Source organism: Marinomonas vulgaris, assembly GCF_018145875.1.
Taxonomy (GTDB): domain Bacteria; phylum Pseudomonadota; class Gammaproteobacteria; order Pseudomonadales; family Marinomonadaceae; genus Marinomonas; species Marinomonas vulgaris.
The window spans coordinates 1-15,295 of the sequence record NZ_JAGSSV010000006.1 but is presented as its reverse complement, the minus strand read 5'-3'; the positions used below and the strand labels follow the sequence as shown (position 1 = coordinate 15,295).

General features: G+C 45.6%; 14 protein-coding genes. 8 read left to right on the top strand and 6 right to left on the bottom strand.

Going from position 1 to position 15,295, the window contains the following annotated elements; genetic code table 11:
* The first annotated feature begins 77 nt into the window (after positions 1–77).
* Positions 78–989 (top strand): phosphoserine phosphatase SerB, encoded by a 912-nt coding sequence (gene serB / locus J9B83_RS06670; protein WP_211535971.1) that lies wholly within the window; start codon positions 78–80, stop codon positions 987–989.
* Between the two features lie 71 nt (positions 990–1,060).
* Positions 1,061–1,981: a LysR family transcriptional regulator gene (locus J9B83_RS06665; protein WP_211535970.1), complete on the top strand. Its 921-nt coding sequence runs from the start codon at positions 1,061–1,063 to the stop codon at positions 1,979–1,981.
* 18 nt (positions 1,982–1,999) lie between these two features.
* Here J9B83_RS06665 and J9B83_RS06660 read toward each other — a convergent pair whose 3' ends face one another.
* From J9B83_RS06660 to moaA, 3 genes are read right to left on the bottom strand one after another with little or no spacing between them, the layout of a single operon-like run.
* Complete coding sequence (locus tag J9B83_RS06660; protein ID WP_211535969.1) at positions 2,000–3,193, bottom strand: molybdopterin molybdotransferase MoeA; 1,194 nt, start codon at positions 3,191–3,193, stop codon at positions 2,000–2,002.
* Between the two features lie 5 nt (positions 3,194–3,198).
* Positions 3,199–3,738 carry a molybdenum cofactor biosynthesis protein B gene (gene moaB / locus J9B83_RS06655; protein ID WP_211535968.1) on the bottom strand — a complete coding sequence of 180 codons (540 nt, stop codon included), beginning with the start codon at positions 3,736–3,738 and terminating at the stop codon, positions 3,199–3,201.
* Positions 3,739–3,750: 12 nt separating this feature from the next.
* A complete protein-coding gene (gene moaA / locus J9B83_RS06650; RefSeq protein WP_211535967.1) occupies positions 3,751–4,758 on the bottom strand; it encodes a GTP 3',8-cyclase MoaA in 1,008 nt (335 codons plus the stop codon).
* Positions 4,759–4,927: 169 nt separating this feature from the next.
* Here moaA and J9B83_RS06645 point away from each other — a divergent pair, with 169 nt between their 5' ends.
* Entirely contained in the window at positions 4,928–5,797 is an 870-nt protein-coding gene (locus J9B83_RS06645) for an acyl-CoA thioesterase (protein ID WP_211535966.1), read from the top strand.
* On the opposite strand, the gene queG is transcribed toward J9B83_RS06645, so the two are convergent.
* Both queG and J9B83_RS06635 read right to left on the bottom strand, forming a co-directional pair.
* Entirely contained in the window at positions 5,721–6,863 is a 1,143-nt protein-coding gene (queG, locus tag J9B83_RS06640; RefSeq protein WP_211536110.1) for a tRNA epoxyqueuosine(34) reductase QueG, read from the bottom strand. The two genes, J9B83_RS06645 and queG, sit on opposite strands and share 77 nt — an antisense overlap.
* Before the next feature lie 59 nt (positions 6,864–6,922).
* A complete protein-coding gene (locus J9B83_RS06635; RefSeq protein WP_211535965.1) occupies positions 6,923–7,183 on the bottom strand; it encodes a hypothetical protein in 261 nt (86 codons plus the stop codon).
* 425 nt (positions 7,184–7,608) lie between these two features.
* Between J9B83_RS06635 and J9B83_RS06630 the strand changes: the two genes are divergently transcribed.
* Both J9B83_RS06630 and ilvN read left to right on the top strand, forming a co-directional pair.
* Entirely contained in the window at positions 7,609–9,321 is a 1,713-nt protein-coding gene (locus J9B83_RS06630) for an acetolactate synthase 3 large subunit (RefSeq protein ID WP_211535964.1), read from the top strand.
* Between the two features lies 1 nt (position 9,322).
* Entirely contained in the window at positions 9,323–9,814 is a 492-nt protein-coding gene (gene ilvN / locus J9B83_RS06625; RefSeq protein WP_211535963.1) for an acetolactate synthase small subunit, read from the top strand.
* A 142-nt stretch (positions 9,815–9,956) separates the two neighbouring features.
* Here the strand turns inward: ilvN and luxS are convergent, their stop codons facing one another.
* Positions 9,957–10,469: an S-ribosylhomocysteine lyase gene (gene luxS / locus J9B83_RS06620; protein WP_211535962.1), complete on the bottom strand. Its 513-nt coding sequence runs from the start codon at positions 10,467–10,469 to the stop codon at positions 9,957–9,959.
* A gap of 286 nt (positions 10,470–10,755) precedes the next feature.
* Here luxS and J9B83_RS06615 point away from each other — a divergent pair, with 286 nt between their 5' ends.
* The 3 genes from J9B83_RS06615 (at position 10,756) to pssA (ending at position 14,675) form a co-directional block, all read left to right on the top strand.
* On the top strand, positions 10,756–12,510 hold the full coding sequence (locus tag J9B83_RS06615; RefSeq protein WP_211535961.1) for a chloride channel protein: 1,755 nt from the start codon (positions 10,756–10,758) through the stop codon (positions 12,508–12,510).
* An 81-nt stretch (positions 12,511–12,591) separates the two neighbouring features.
* Complete coding sequence (hemL, locus tag J9B83_RS06610; RefSeq protein ID WP_211535960.1) at positions 12,592–13,875, top strand: glutamate-1-semialdehyde 2,1-aminomutase; 1,284 nt, start codon at positions 12,592–12,594, stop codon at positions 13,873–13,875.
* A 29-nt stretch (positions 13,876–13,904) separates the two neighbouring features.
* Complete coding sequence (pssA, locus tag J9B83_RS06605) at positions 13,905–14,675, top strand: CDP-diacylglycerol--serine O-phosphatidyltransferase (protein WP_211535959.1); 771 nt, start codon at positions 13,905–13,907, stop codon at positions 14,673–14,675.
* Positions 14,676–15,295: the final 620 nt, after the last annotated feature.

Sequence of the window (15,295 nt, the reverse complement as noted above, 5' to 3'; positions counted from 1 at the left end):
TCTTTAAAACAGATCAGAGACTTAGCGAAAAGAAAACCTTTTGTTATAGTAGCTCCCCTAATGAATGAGGAGCGTTTATGTCTGCCAGTATTACTCTTATCGGTTCAATTACATCGGGTTATCATGATCAATTTAATGACTGGCTGGCAAAACACAGTTTGTCCGGATCGTCGCGAGTTCTTACCAATCAAGACGATGATGTCGCGGTCGTGCAATTGTTACTAGATGATTGCGCTTTAGACGAAACAGCTGTGCGTAAAGAGCTATTAGTTTTATCTAATCATACGGGGATTGACCACATTTATCAGGCCAGCATGTTGGATATTCGCACCCCTGGTGTGGCTGTGTTTGATATGGATTCGACGTTAATTAAAGCCGAGGTCATGGACGAACTAGCCGTAGAAGCCGGCATCGGCGAGCAAATTGCTGCGGTTACTGCCAGCGCCATGCGCGGCGAAATTGATTTTGTCGACAGCTTTGTGCAGCGTTTGGCGTTGTTGAATGGACTAAGTAGCGCCGTGATGGACGGTGTCTATGAGCGTATTCAGCACATGGACGGTATTGCCACCTTAATGCCAGTGTTACATCACTTTGGCTGGCATACGGCTATTTTGTCTGGTGGTTTTACCTATTTCGCCGATCGAGTACAGGCGCAATATGGCATGACGGAAGTGCACGCTAACGTGTTGGAAATACAAAACAATGTCTTAACGGGCAAGCATTTAGGTGAGATTGTTGATGGCGCGCGCAAAAAGCATTTGCTCACGCAGATCGTTGAAGCTCAGCAGGTGGATTGGTCGCAAACTATTGCCTGTGGCGATGGTGCAAATGATTTACTTATGTTGAATCACGCCGCACTAGGGGTAGCCCTACATGCTAAGCCTTTGGTGAGAGAGCAAGCGCCTTGTCCGATGAATAATCTCGGTTTGAACGGTATTTTATACCTGTTAGGTATGACGACTAATGAGATTAATGCCATAGGGTCTTAATAAGAAAGCTATTGTCACTTTTAAAAGCTTGTTATGATTCTTAATTATAACAAGCTTGCCGGAGTGCTGTTTTGTCAGAAATAAAATTGTCTGATGTTGATCTAAACCTGCTGTATGTTTTTCATGTATTAATAGAAGAGCAAAACGTCACCAAGGCCGCTTCGCGTCTTAATGTATCTCAACCTGCAGTGAGTCGGTCTTTGTCTCGTCTACGGGATTTGTTTGATGATCCCTTGTTTTTACGTACGTCTCATGGGTTGTCCGCTACCGTCAAAACCCAAAGCTTAGCACCCATATTAGCCGAGACATTAAACGGGCTGGAAAACCTAATACAGCCAAGTGAATTTAATCCTTTGACCAGTCGTCGGCGTTTCATTTTGTCGACAACAGACTTTGGTACTTTGACGGTGTTGCCGAAAATTCTTGATCAGTTTCGTCAAGAAGCTCCTAACGCCACTTTAGATGTCAAAGCGTGGCACGAAGATATGGTCACGGAGATGGATCAGCTTGATATTGATCTTGCTGTGTCTGTGTTGTCGAAAGAACCACCGCTTGGTATTCGAGCGACTCGTCTGAAAAGTGATCATATGGTGTGCTTAGCTCGTAAAGATCACCCCAATACAGTACCGATACTGACTTTAGAAAGCTATTTAGCCGCTAGTCATATTCAGGTAGTGTTGGGGCGTCGAGAGTATTTCGCGGTCGACCGTGAGCTTGAGAAAATGGGCCATAAGCGACAAGTTGCTATGCATTTACCAAACTTCGTGCCAGCGGCTAGAGTGGTCATGGACAGTGATTTATTGCTCACGGTGCCGCGTTTGTTCGCAGAAGACATGACGGAAACGGTGGCGGATATTGCTTTTCATGAGTTACCTTTTATCACCCGGTCTTTTGATTATTCCATGATGTGGCACGAACGCTTTCAACAAGATGCAGCCCATATCTGGTTCCGTGGTTTACTTAAACAAGCCTTTGTCGACACCGAGGTGTAAAGGCTTGTTTAAGCGGTTTTAGAACCCAGAGAAGGGGTAGAAGGGATAAGAATGCCCATATTCGATAGGGGTATTCGCCTTTATATGCAAATAGCCTTGGCTTTCGCAGGCCGCTAAAAGCGCTCCAGAACTTTGCTGAGCATGAGCGTAAGCAAGGCCATCTTTGCCAATTGATACACGGATAAATTCATCTCTTTGAATCGTTTTGCTGCGCGTAAAGCCCGCATCAACTGGGTAAGCTCTTGGTCTTTGTACTGTGGCGCCAGCACAAACCGACAGCAATAGGCGAGCAAACCAATGGTAGGTGACTAGGGTTGAACTGGGGTTGCCTGGCAAGCCTAAAAATGGCGTGCCATTCAAAGACGCTTGAACCAGAGGTTTGCCTGGTTTTATAGCGATTTTCCATAAATGCACCGTGCCTAATTTTTCCAACACGCCTTTCACATGGTCTTCTTCCCCAACGGACACCCCGCCCGACGATAAGATAACATCGGAGGATGCCAGTAACGTTTTAAGCGCCGCCTCTGTCGCTTCGGGAGTGTCCATGGCATGCAAACAATGGCTCACTTCATAACCTGCTTGAGTGACTAAGGCGCTCAACATGGGGCCGTTTGAGTTGTAAATCTGCCCCTCTTTTAGCGCTTTTCCTGCTGGTACCAGCTCATCACCGGTGGTAAGAATGCCCACCCGCAAAGTGTGATACACAGTTACTTCGGTGATACCAAGGCTTGATAACAGACCCATGTGGATAGGAGTTATAGTGTCGCCTGCGCGCATGACCGTTTGACCGACATCCATATCCTGCCCTTTGGGTCGAATGTTACTACCCAACGTCGGTTTGTCGTTAAACGCCAGCGTATCACCAATGATCTGAGCATTCTCTTGCATGATGACAGTGTCGGCGCCCGGTGGAATATTGGCGCCGGTGAAGAGTCGTGCACAAGTGCCTGGCTCAAGTGCGACAGGCGACTGTCCCGCTGCGATACGTTGGCTGACACGAAACGCCTTACCTTCTCGCCAGTCGGCCAATGCCAGCGCGTAACCGTCCATGGCACTATTATCATGAGGTGGTACCGCAATCTGAGCCAGTATGTCTTCGGCTAGAATACGGCCAACTGCTATCTCTAAAGGGACATGATGAGCAGTAACGCGAATGCTGGCGTTGTCCGCAATATCCTGCAGCGCGTCTTCAAAAGCGAGTAAAGTCGACATGCTTTTTAGGCCTCTTTGAGTGGTGGAACGTAGGGCCCGATGAGCATACTGACGAAGTTGCAAGGGCGATGAGACGCATCAAGCTGTTCTTTTAAAATACCATGCCAAGCGGTCTTGCATGCGCCAGTTGAGCCGGGCAAACAAAAGATCAAGGTTTGATTAGCAAGCCCTGCAATGGCACGAGACTGAATGGTTGAGGTACCAATCTCTTGATAGGAAATATGTCTAAATAACTCCCCAAAGCCTTCTATGGTCTTATCAAATAAGGGTGTCATGGCTTCGGGTGTGCTGTCGCGAGAATAAAAGCCTGTGCCTCCAGTAATGAGCACAACATGGGTAGCGTCGCTGGCGATCCAGTTAGAAACCACCGCACGCATTTGGTAAACATCGTCTCTGACAAGAGTGCGTTCTGTTAAATGATGACCCGCGCTAGTCAGTAATTCGATCAAGGCGTCGCCAGAGGTGTCTTCGGCAAGGGATCGAGTATCAGAAACAGTGAGTACGCTAATATTTAATGGACGAAAAGGAGTGGGTATTTTAGCCATGGGGTTTCTTATTTAGCCTCCGGTTGCGCTCATAAAGCGCAAGATTTGTGGGGTGTCATCGAGATCAAAGTGATGCTTGTGGGGTTTGAGTGCCAATGCATCGATAATAGCGTTTTGCAGCTGTGTCTGGTCGAGCTTTTTATCGCCTGACGTTTGTCGAATAACGCTTTTTAAATCTTTTGAGTGTTCGTTACCTAAACAAAGTAGTAAGCGTCCTTCCACTGTGAGGCGTACGCGATTACAGGTGTCGCAAAAGTTATGACTGTGAGGCGAAATGACCCCAATTTTATGGTCATGGCCTGCTACTTGATAATACGTTGTGGGGCCGCTGGTGGTCATGCTGCTGGGGGTAAGTTGGTAATGTTGGCTAAGTGTGCTGATGACTTCGTCACTCGACAGATAAGTCGCTGCTCTATCGTGGTTAGTAATAATGCCCAGCGGCATTTCTTCGATGAAGCTGATGTCCATTTTACGATCTAGTGCGAACTTGGCTAAATCGAATAGCTCGTCATCGTTGTGTTGTTTGAGCATCACGCTGTTTATTTTTAAGCGTTTAAAAGGCAGCTGACTGACCGCGTCTATGCCCTTGATTACCTGTTGGAATTTATCTCGGCGTGTTAAGGCGTGAAAGCGTTCGGCTTTTAAGGTGTCTAAACTGATGTTGATGCGAGACACGCCGGCGTCCAATAAGCTGTGCGCCATCTTGTAAAGTTGAGAGCCATTAGTGGTGATGGTGAGCTCTTCCAGTCCTGGGGTGTTGGCGATTTGTTCAATCGCCCAGAGTATATTTTTGCGTACTAGTGGTTCACCACCGGTGATACGAATGCGTTTGGTGCCCATGGCGATAAAAGCTTTAGCAACGTAGACAATTTCTTCCAAAGACAATATTTGCTCTCTGGATAAAAAGGTGACTTCTTCGTCCATGCAATAGGTGCAGCGAAAATCACATCGGTCGGTGACAGAGATGCGTAAATAATCAATTTTTCGACCAAATGGATCAATTAATGCGGGCGTAACCAAGCAGTAAGTACCTCAAAACGTAGGACACCATAAAAGCAAAAAAACACCTGTTTAGCAAAGTGATAGCAAAAAATTGTGAGGTATTTTTTGTTTGTTGGGAATAAATCTTAAACCCTAAGTTAAAAAAACGGCATAATAAAGCCATTTACACTTGATAAGGAGAGCCACGGTGAATTCAGTCGTTAATCATTTGATTGGGTTGTTGACGTTAGAGCGAGTGTCAGACACTCAATTTATCGGTGGAAGCCAAGATATTGGGTTTCCACAAGTCTTTGGTGGGCAAGTGATCGGTCAAGGATTAAGCGCAGCAACGCAAACGGTAGAAGGGCGTTTCCCTCACTCGCTGCATTGCTATTTTTTGCGTCCGGGAGACTCCTCTCATCCTATTGAGTATGAAGTGGAAAAAGTGCGCGATGGGCGCAGTTTCAGTCTAAGACGAGTACTGGCGTCGCAGTTTGGTAAGACTATTTTGTCGATGACGGTATCTTTTCAGGTGACGGAAGAAGGGTTCGATCATCAAGATGCGATGCCCAATGTGCCGGGGCCTGAATCCTTTAAATCTGAATTATCTTTGTATCGGGAACACGCTAGTGAAATTCCGTCTAAAGTGCGAGATCTGTTTGTGTCAGATCGACCGATTGAATACCGTATTGTGGAAAATCAAAACCCCTTTCGACCACGACCAGGCATTGCCAAACGCCATATGTGGATTCGCAGTGTGGCGGCGTTGCCTGATGATCCGCTGATCCATCAGTCTATGCTGGCTTACACTACGGACTATGGTTTTATTGAAACCGCGTTGATGCCCCATGGTATTTCCATCGGCAATCCTTATCTTAAAATTGCCAGTTTGGATCACGCTATCTGGTTTCATCGTCCGTTTCGATTAGATGAATGGTTGTTGTATGTGGCCGATTCCCCTTCCGCCAGTGCGGCTCGTGGGTTTGCACGAGGGCAGATATTCAATCAACAGGGTCAGCTGGTGGCGTCGACGGCTCAGGAAGGGTTATTGCGCTTTTCTCATAAATCGGGTGACTGAGGTGCTGCTGCAACGCCCATTCAATGTGTTCTTTGACTAATTCAGAGGCGTGAGGCAGCGCATTTTTTAGTGCTGCAAGTGTCGCTTCATCACTTGCAGCGTTGCCTAGAGCGACGGCAATATTGCGTTGCCAGTTTTCAAATCCAGTTCGACGAATCGGCGACCCCTCGGTGTTCTTCAAAAAGGTGCTTTCGTCCCATTCAAATAGGGTAATTAGGTCTTCAGCGTCTAAATTGTGCCTAGGTTGAAAGTCTTCTTCTTTAGTGTGCTTGGCGAATTTAGTCCACGGGCATACTAACTGACAATCGTCACAGCCAAAAATACGATTGCCCATTTTGCTACGAAGTTCGACAGGAATAGGCCCTTTGTGCTCAATCGTCAGGTAGGAAATGCACTTACCTGCGTCTAATACCCAAGGTTCGACAAAGGCGTCTGTCGGGCATTGAGTAAGGCACGCGGTGCAACTGCCGCAGTGTCGAGTGGCTGTCGGTTTATCAACGGGTAAAGGAAGGTTGGTGAAAATTTCTCCAAGTAAAAACCAGCTGCCCGCCTTGGGCGTTAGTAGTAGGGTGTTTTTACCGATCCAACCCATGCCCGCTTGTTCGGCGATTTGTCTTTCTAGTATGGGGGCGCTATCAACAAAAGCACGATAACCATGGTTACCGACGGCCTGTTCAATTTTTTTTGCTAATTGAGTCAAGCGCTTACGAATGAGTTTATGGTAATCCCGCCCCAGCGCATACCGAGCAATATACGCCTTGTTTTTCGTTTTGAGCCTTTCGACGGTTTCAACCGATTGGGGCAGATAATGCATGCGCAGGGAAATGACTCGGCGTGTGCCAGGGTGAAGCTGCTCCGGATAAAAGCGCATGTCCCCGTGGTTCGCCAGGTAATCCATGCCGGCGTGATAGTCTTGATCGAGCCACTGGTTGTATTCATCTTTGTATTGAGCTAAGTCAGGATCAACAATGCGAGCCTCAGCAAAACCGAAATCGAGTGCCCACGCTTTAATGTCGCAAGCAAGTTGATCGAGCTGTTCTGGATGAGATAAAAACGAAGGGAGCAAGGGAACACCGAAAGGTAAGACGCTAGACAAGTGTAGTGTTGCCTAGCGTGGAAACAAAATTAATACAGCTGGGAGTCGCCTTTTACGACGTCCATAAGTAGCTTAATAAAACGACGATCGGCTTCTGTGTGTTCTTCTTGGATTTTAATCGTGGTCTGGTTAGACACTTCTTCAGCAATGCGCTGGTAAGCGTTTGGCTGATTGATGTTTTCTTTAGCAATACGGACCAACTCAGCTGCAAGTTCTGGGTCCATCAACATTTTGCGGAAACAACGTGTGAATTCATCAATAATACGTTGTTGGTTAAGCTCGTTAGCCATGGTAAAACTCCTAGTGTAATTATCTCGCTATGACACCATGAAGTGTGTTGTAGAGCAAGTTTTTATGCGCAGTTTGCGCGCTTTGTGTTGACATGAACCGAGTGTGAAGACAAAATAAAACGCACTAAAATTCGACAACACCCTGTCGATGACGCCCTTTTATGAGCCACTAGCTCATCTCATCAGATATGTTCTGATACACACAAGCATAATGCGACGCAATATTGTCTTTTTATGCTTCTTCTCGCGAAAAGACGCGGGCAGTGTAAACACTGCGATTTCTTGCGTTTGAGTGTTCCTTTTTTAGAAATTATCTCAGATTAGTTAAGCAAACTTCGTTCGATCAACTTTAATCTGTTTGTCTTCTGCGGTTACAATAGTCGCACTAAAATTAAAAGACAGAAAATACGATAGAGGGTAACAAGGTGGAGTTATTATCCGGTGGTGAAATGATCGCCCGCTTCCTCAAAGATGAGGGAGTTGAGTATATCTATGGTTATCCAGGTGGTGCAGCCCTTCACATTTACGATGCGTTGCATCGTCAGTCTGATGTAAAACACATTCTGGTTAGGCATGAACAAGCGGCAACGCACATGGCTGATGGTTATGCACGTGCGACGGGCAAGGCAGGCACAGTGCTTGTTACTTCAGGCCCAGGTGCAACCAACACAGTAACAGGCATTGCAACGGCTTATATGGATTCCATTCCAATGGTTGTTATTTGCGGCCAGGTTATGAGCTACCTAATTGGTGAAGATGCCTTTCAAGAAACCGACATGGTTGGGGTCTCTCGCCCTATTGTGAAGCACAGTTTCACAATTAAGCATCCTTCTGAAATTCCAATGGTCATGAAGAAAGCGTATCACATTGCCACAACAGGTCGTCCTGGTCCTGTGGTGATTGATGTGCCAAAAGACATGACCATGCCAGGTGATAAATACGAATACAGCTACCCAGAATCTGTGTCTATTCGTTCTTATACGCCACCAACGAAAGGTCACAGCGGTCAAATTAAAAAAGCGGTTGAGCTTTTGTTGGCGGCTAAGCGTCCTATTATTTACGCCGGTGGCGGTGTGATTATGGGTAATGCTTCTGATGCTCTGATCAAATTGGCAAAAGACCTAAACGTTCCAGTGACCAATACTCTAATGGGGCTAGGTGGCTACCCAGGAACCGACAAACAATTTGTCGGTATGTTGGGAATGCATGGGGCTTATGAAGCCAACATGACCATGCACCATAGTGACGTTATTCTGGCAGTGGGTGCGCGTTTTGACGACCGTGTAACGAATGACCCTGATAAATTCTGTCCAGGTGCGAAGATCATTCACATCGATATCGATCCTGCTGCGATTTCTAAAACCATTCGTTCCGACGTGCCAATTGTTGGTCCGGTCGGGCAAGTGTTAGAAGAAATGCTGTCGTTAATCGAAGGCCAAAGCTCTAATACAGAAGCGCTTGTCGGTTGGTGGAAGCAAATTAACGAATGGCGCCTTGTGCACGGCGGTCGTTACGATACGTCTAGCGATAAGATCAAACCACAAGCGGCCGTTGAAGCTTGTTGGCGTGCGACCAAAGGCGACGCTTATGTTGCTTCAGATGTGGGTCAGCACCAGATGTTTGCGGCGCAGTACTACAAGTTCGATAAGCCAAATCGTTGGGTGAACTCTGGCGGCCTTGGCACCATGGGCTTTGGTTTGCCTGCGGCGATGGGTGTGAAAATGAGCTTCCCTGAAGAAACTGTTGTCTGTGTGACAGGCGAGGGCAGTATTCAGATGAATATTCAAGAGCTTTCAACCTGTTTGCAATATGGTCTACCAGTAAAAATTTTATGCCTTAACAACGGCTATTTAGGTATGGTTCGTCAGTGGCAAGATATGAACTACGAAGGCCGCTACTCGAATTCCTACATGGATTCTTTGCCTGACTTTAAAGTGCTTATGGATGCCTACCGTCACAAGTATGTTGAAATTCGTACTAAAGAAGAGCTAGACGCCAAAATGGAAGAAGCGTTTGCCATGACAGATCAGTTGGTTTTCATCAACTGTTATGTGGACCCAGAAGAGCATGTGTATCCAATGCAAGTACCTCGTGGTGCTATGCGTGATATGTTCTTGAGTAAGACGGAGCGAACCTAATATGCGACACATTATTTCTGTATTGATGGAAAATGAGCCAGGTGCATTGTCGCGAGTGGTGGGTTTGTTTTCTCAGCGTAATTTCAACATTGAATCTTTGAACGTAGCAGCCACGGACGATCCTACTTTGTCACGTCTTACACTGACAACATACGGTTCTGATCAAGTGGTCGAGCAAATCACTAAGCAACTGAATAAGTTGATTGATGTGGTGAAGTTGGTGGATTTGACCGAAGGTCAGCACATTGAGCGCGAGTTGATGTTGGTTAAAGTGCGTGCAACGGGTGCACAGCGTGCCGAAGTGAAACGTACGGTAGATATTTTCCGCGGTAACATCGTGGACATGACGCCATCTATTTATACGATTCAGATTGTAGGTGAGTCAGATAAACTTGATGGTTTCTTGCAAGCTTTGGGCGGCGCTCATTTGCTTGAGGTTGTCCGTACAGGTGTTTCTGGTATTGCCCGTGGCGAGAAAACCTTATCTTTATAAGATAAGCCTCTTTCGACTGGATGAGCAAAACGAAACCGCGAATTATTCGCGGTTTTTTTTATGCTCAAACAACACAATAGAAAAAGGTGACCATGGGTCACCTTTTATTTGAACGAACTTTTTAAACCTTACTTGAAGAGGCTTAGCTGTGCTCTTTCAAAAAAGCTTCGCTTAGGTAAAGTTCTTCATTGCTGTTCACTTTTACATCGCGATCTAAGATCATTTTGGCAATAGCTTGCGCTTCTTCCAAAGAATGCATTTCGTATGTGCCACACTGATATTCGTTTAATTCTGGAATATCCGATTTTGCCTTAACGTTGAGTACATCGGCCATAGCAGCTTTCCAAGAGTCGGCCACTTTCTCTTCTGAAGGCGTACCAATCAAGCTCATGTAGAAACCGGTACGGCAACCCATAGGGGAAATGTCGATGATCTCGACACCGTCACCATTCAAATGTTCGCGCATAAAGCCAGCGAATAAATGCTCTAATGTATGAATGCCGCGTTCGGAAAGAATTTCTTCGTTAGGCACGCAAAAACGCAAATCAAATACCGTAATGTCGTCACCTTTTGGTGTCGCCATAGATTTTGCAACACGCACGGCGGGGGCGTCCATACGGGTGTGATCGACGCGGAAACTGTCTAATAATGGCATAAAAACTCTCCTGCTGAGTTCAACGTCGTAGACGTTGTTTTTATAAAAGTCGTTGTTAATCGTGTTTCAATAGAGAACATGAATGGCCAATATTGTACAGGAAGTTTGGCTGTTTTGATGAGGCCAAATGGAAATTCATTCATTGTTTAAATAAGGTGAACACTCTTTGATTCTACTGATATACAGAACAATCTGTTAAAGTCATGAGTGTGTATAGGTAAAGCTGTTTTTTGCTCTCACAGGAGATAAACTACTCTCAAAATAAAAGCAGTATGTACATTCTTGAATGCATTTTTGTCATTGGAGCCATGATCTGAAAGGACTAAATTTTAAAGAGAGATGGGCCTCAAAAGCCAAAACATACGATGACCTGTTAATTCTTGCTGTGTTAGGTACGGTTTGTGGTTTGTTTAGTGGTTTATTGATGGCGGTGTTTTATGCTGTTGTGTATTTGCCTGCTCGATACCTTTTGGGAACGGATTTTGATGCCTTTGAGATGTTGCCTGTTGAATGGCGAGTCGGGTTGTTGGTAGGGGCGTGTTTTGTGTTGGCGTTAGTCTTCACCTTGTTGCCAAAGCCTCTGCATAAGGTCGGTGTTCCCTTTGTTGTCGAAAGATTAAACCATCATAATGGTAACTTGCCCGTGTGGAATGCCGTGGTGCAATTTTTTACCGCCGCCATTGGTTTGGTTGGCGGTTTGTCTATTGGTAAAGAGGGGCCGGCGGTTCATCTTGGCGCCACCCTTGGAAGCGTGTTAGCGCAGAAGGCAAAATTACCTCGTTACGGTGTAGAAACCCTGTTAGCGTGTGGTGTAGCCGGCGCTATTTCAGCGGTGTTTCAAACACCACTAGCCGGTGTATTGTTTGTTTTTGAAGTGATTTTTTTGGAATACCAACAGCGTTATGTGTTGCCAGTATTGCTGTCGTCTGTCACAGCGACCTTAGTCAGTCACAATATTATTGGCCCTTTGGATATTATCAGCATAGACGCAGTTTCTTCTTTAGTGTTGTCTTTGGACTTATTTGTCGCCTGTTCTGCTTTGGTTGTTTTTATTTTAGTGTTGTCGGTAGTGTTTTTGCAGGCACAAAAACAACTATGGCGCTTTAGTGGTTTGTCTGTGTGGTGGCGTTTTGCTTTGGTTGCGCTGGCCTCTTGCGTAGCCGCTGTCTATTTGCCTGAATCGCTTGGTAGTGGTTTTTTACCTTTAAGCCATTTACTGTCTGGGGACCTGATTGTTTATTCTTTGTTTTTGTTAATCGTTGTTAAAACGGTACTAACGGCTTTTACGATTGGCATGGGAATTCCGGGTGGCATGATAGGTCCCACGTTTATTATCGGCGGTTTGGCTGGTGTTCAGGTAGGCCTTGTGTTTGGCGAAGGGATGACGGATGTGACCTTGTTTGCATTGTTGGGAATGGCTGCGATGATGGCGACCTGCTTTCAAGCACCACTAACCGCGTTGATCGCTATTATTGAAATGACCCATTCTTCTGCCACCATTGTGCCTGCCTTGTTTGTGATCGTTCTGTCATGTTTGTTAATAAGGGTGTTTTTTCATCAGGAGTCTGTCTTTGTTGAGCGTTTGCATTTCATGGGAATGATGACAAACATGAGTCCTTTTCAGCGCTTTTTAAAGCACCATACCATCAAGCCAGTCGCGGAATCTGTTTTGGTACTGCCAACCTTTACTCCGATAGAACGAGTAAAAGATTTGGCATCTAATATGATAGACTATGTGGTTTACGAAAAAGACAGTCAGTGGCGTTTAGTGCGACGACTTGCCGTATTAGATGCGCTTCAGACATTAGATGCAGGTCCACAGCCTTGGCTTATTGTCTTGGAAGAAGGTGTAGCAATGGATGTATCAAGGGCCGCAGATTCAACCCCTGTCTCGGTCATTGAAGAGCCGGCATCGTTAGAAGATATGCTGTCTTGGTTTCAAAAGACGGGCTTGTCTGAAGTGATTGTGCCACTGCCCAATTCGTCTTTTCGTTTGGTGTCTCGACATCGTCTCGATCAGTTTTTATTAAAGAGTGATTAATCTTGCGCAGGCGTTAAAGCGTAATGAATCAAAGTTCATCCAGTACGGATTTACACCATTAAGTTATAGGATTTAGAAAGTATGAGTCGTTCAGAAGATCTATATGCACGTGCCCAACACCGTATTCCTGGAGGCGTAAATTCTCCGGTTCGAGCATTTAATGGCGTAGGTGGCACGCCGATTTTTTTCCAGCGTGGTGAAGGTGCTTATGTTTATGACGAAGACAAAAAGCGTTACATCGACTATGTTGGTTCTTGGGGACCAATGATTTTAGGGCATTCACACCCAGATGTATTGGACGCCGTTCGAGAGCAGTTGGATTTCGGCCTGAGTTTTGGTGCGCCAACAGAAGTTGAAATTACCATGGCCGAAAAAGTCTGTGAGTTGGTGCCTTCTATGGACATGGTGAGAATGGTGAACTCTGGTACGGAAGCGACCATGAGCGCAATTCGTTTAGCCCGTGGTTATACTGGTCGCGATAAGATTGTAAAATTTGAAGGCTGTTACCACGGTCATTCTGATTCGTTACTAGTAAAAGCTGGCTCTGGCGCACTGACTTTGGGGGTGCCTAATTCTCCAGGTGTTCCTGCCGATTTAGCGCAACATACCATCACACTGCAATATAACGATATCGAAGAAGTGACGCGTTGTTTTGAAGAAATAGGCGACCAAATCGCTTGTATCATTGTTGAGCCTGTTGCTGGCAACATGAACTGTATTTTGCCGGTGAAAGGTTTTCTTGAGGCGTTGCGCAAGGTGTGTGATGAATCCGGCGCTGTGTTGATTTTCGATGAAGTCATGACAGGTTTTCGAGTCGCCCTTGGTGGTGCGCAAGAGCACTTTGGTATAGTGCCAGATTTAACCACGCTAGGAAAAGTGATTGGTGCGGGGATGCCAGTAGGGGCATTTGGTGGCAAACGCGCCATTATGGAATGTATTTCGCCTCTCGGGCCTGTGTATCAAGCGGGAACCTTGTCAGGGAACCCTGTTGCTATGGTTGCTGGTTTGGCGGTGTTGAATAAAATCAGCGAAGAAGGATTCCATCAAACCTTGGGAGCAAAGGCCAATCGCCTTGTTACTGGTTTGAAAAAAGCTGCGGATGAGGCTGGTGTGCCTTTTAGTGTGGTAAATGTAGGTGGAATGTTCGGTTTCTTTTTCACCAACGCCGATGTTGTAAGTACTTTTGCAGAAGTGCAGCGTTGTAATTTAGCGTCTTTCCAGACCTTTTTTCATCATATGTTAGAGGAGGGTGTGTACCTTGCGCCGGCGGCATTCGAAGCTGGATTTATTTCACAAGCACACACGGATGAAGACATTGATCATACCATTGCGGCTGCGAAACGAGCATTCGCCAAACTTGTATAAATCATCTACGTAATAAAAAGGTCTTTGATATGTCTATAGAAGATATAAAAAAGTCTCCGGTCGATGAAATTGAGGATGTCGATTTAGGCGATGAGAAAAAACAGCCACACAGAGGGGTCTATTTGCTTCCTAATCTGTTTACTACAGCGGCTCTTTTTTCGGGTTTTTATTCTATTATTGCGGCAATGAACGGAGACTTTACCCACGCTGCCGTGGCAGTCTTTATTGCCATGGTGCTGGATGGATTAGATGGTCGTGTTGCACGTTTAACTCATACGCAAAGTGCGTTTGGTGCCGAGTACGATTCCTTGTCTGATATGGTGTCGTTTGGTATCGCGCCGGCGTTGATTGTGTTTTCTTGGTCGTTGGCACCATTCGGTAAGGTTGGTTGGGTTGCTGCCTTTATCTACGCGGTTGGTGCCGCGCTTCGTTTGGCGCGCTTTAATACCATGCTTGGTGTCGAAGAAAAGCGTTACTTTACCGGTCTGCCAAGTCCTGCTGCAGCGGCTATTGTTGCAGGCATCATTTGGGCTGCTAATGACAAAGGAGTATCGGGGGAGGATTTAGCGAGCTTGATGACCATAGTAGTACCTATTACCGGCTTGCTTATGGTTAGTAATGTAAAATATCGAAGCTTTAAAGATTTAAACTTAAAAGGGCGTGTTCCTTTTATTGTGTTACTTATTGCTGTATTGGTTTTGGCTCTGGTAGCACTAGAACCTGCCGTACTGCTGATGAGCATGTTCTGTCTTTACGGCCTTTGGGGAATATTAGGTATTTTCTTCAAGCAATTACGTTAATAAAAGCGAAAATGGTAGTAATCAGGTAGTTCTAGTAGAGCTATGTTGATGTCGTGGCGTGTGTCCCTATCAATGTTCTTAACTGTACATAGGGGGGCATGTCATGCTCATAATGAATGTAAATCGTTGAGATTGTGCAGAGTCTGAAGTGGCCGATTCATCAACATGTTTAAATCGCTGTCAACCTACGAGAGCCATAGTTACTCTCCAAAACGGCAGTCCTCTTTTTGTATTAGATATTCCTCAACGATTAAAACTAAAGAATTTCGAAAAAATATTAAAAAGAGCTTGCACTAAATCTGTAGATCCTTAATATACGCCCTCGCTGACACGGACAAGGCTTCAGAGCAACGAAGACCAAGTTCAACTCACTAGATTAACGTCTGGTTTGATTATTCAGTCAGCACGCTCTTTAAAATAGATAATCAGATAATTTGTGTGGGCGCTCGCTAGAGGCTTCAGAAGATCGACACGGTTTGCTTAGTTTACTGAGTAGGTTGTAAGCGATCAAAAAAATTGAAGTCTTGCGAAACGTCTAACACATCAATTCGCTTTATGTTGGTTTGTGATCTTAGGATGATGAATCGATTAAGTTATTGTTAGTGTAATAGATTTTGAGT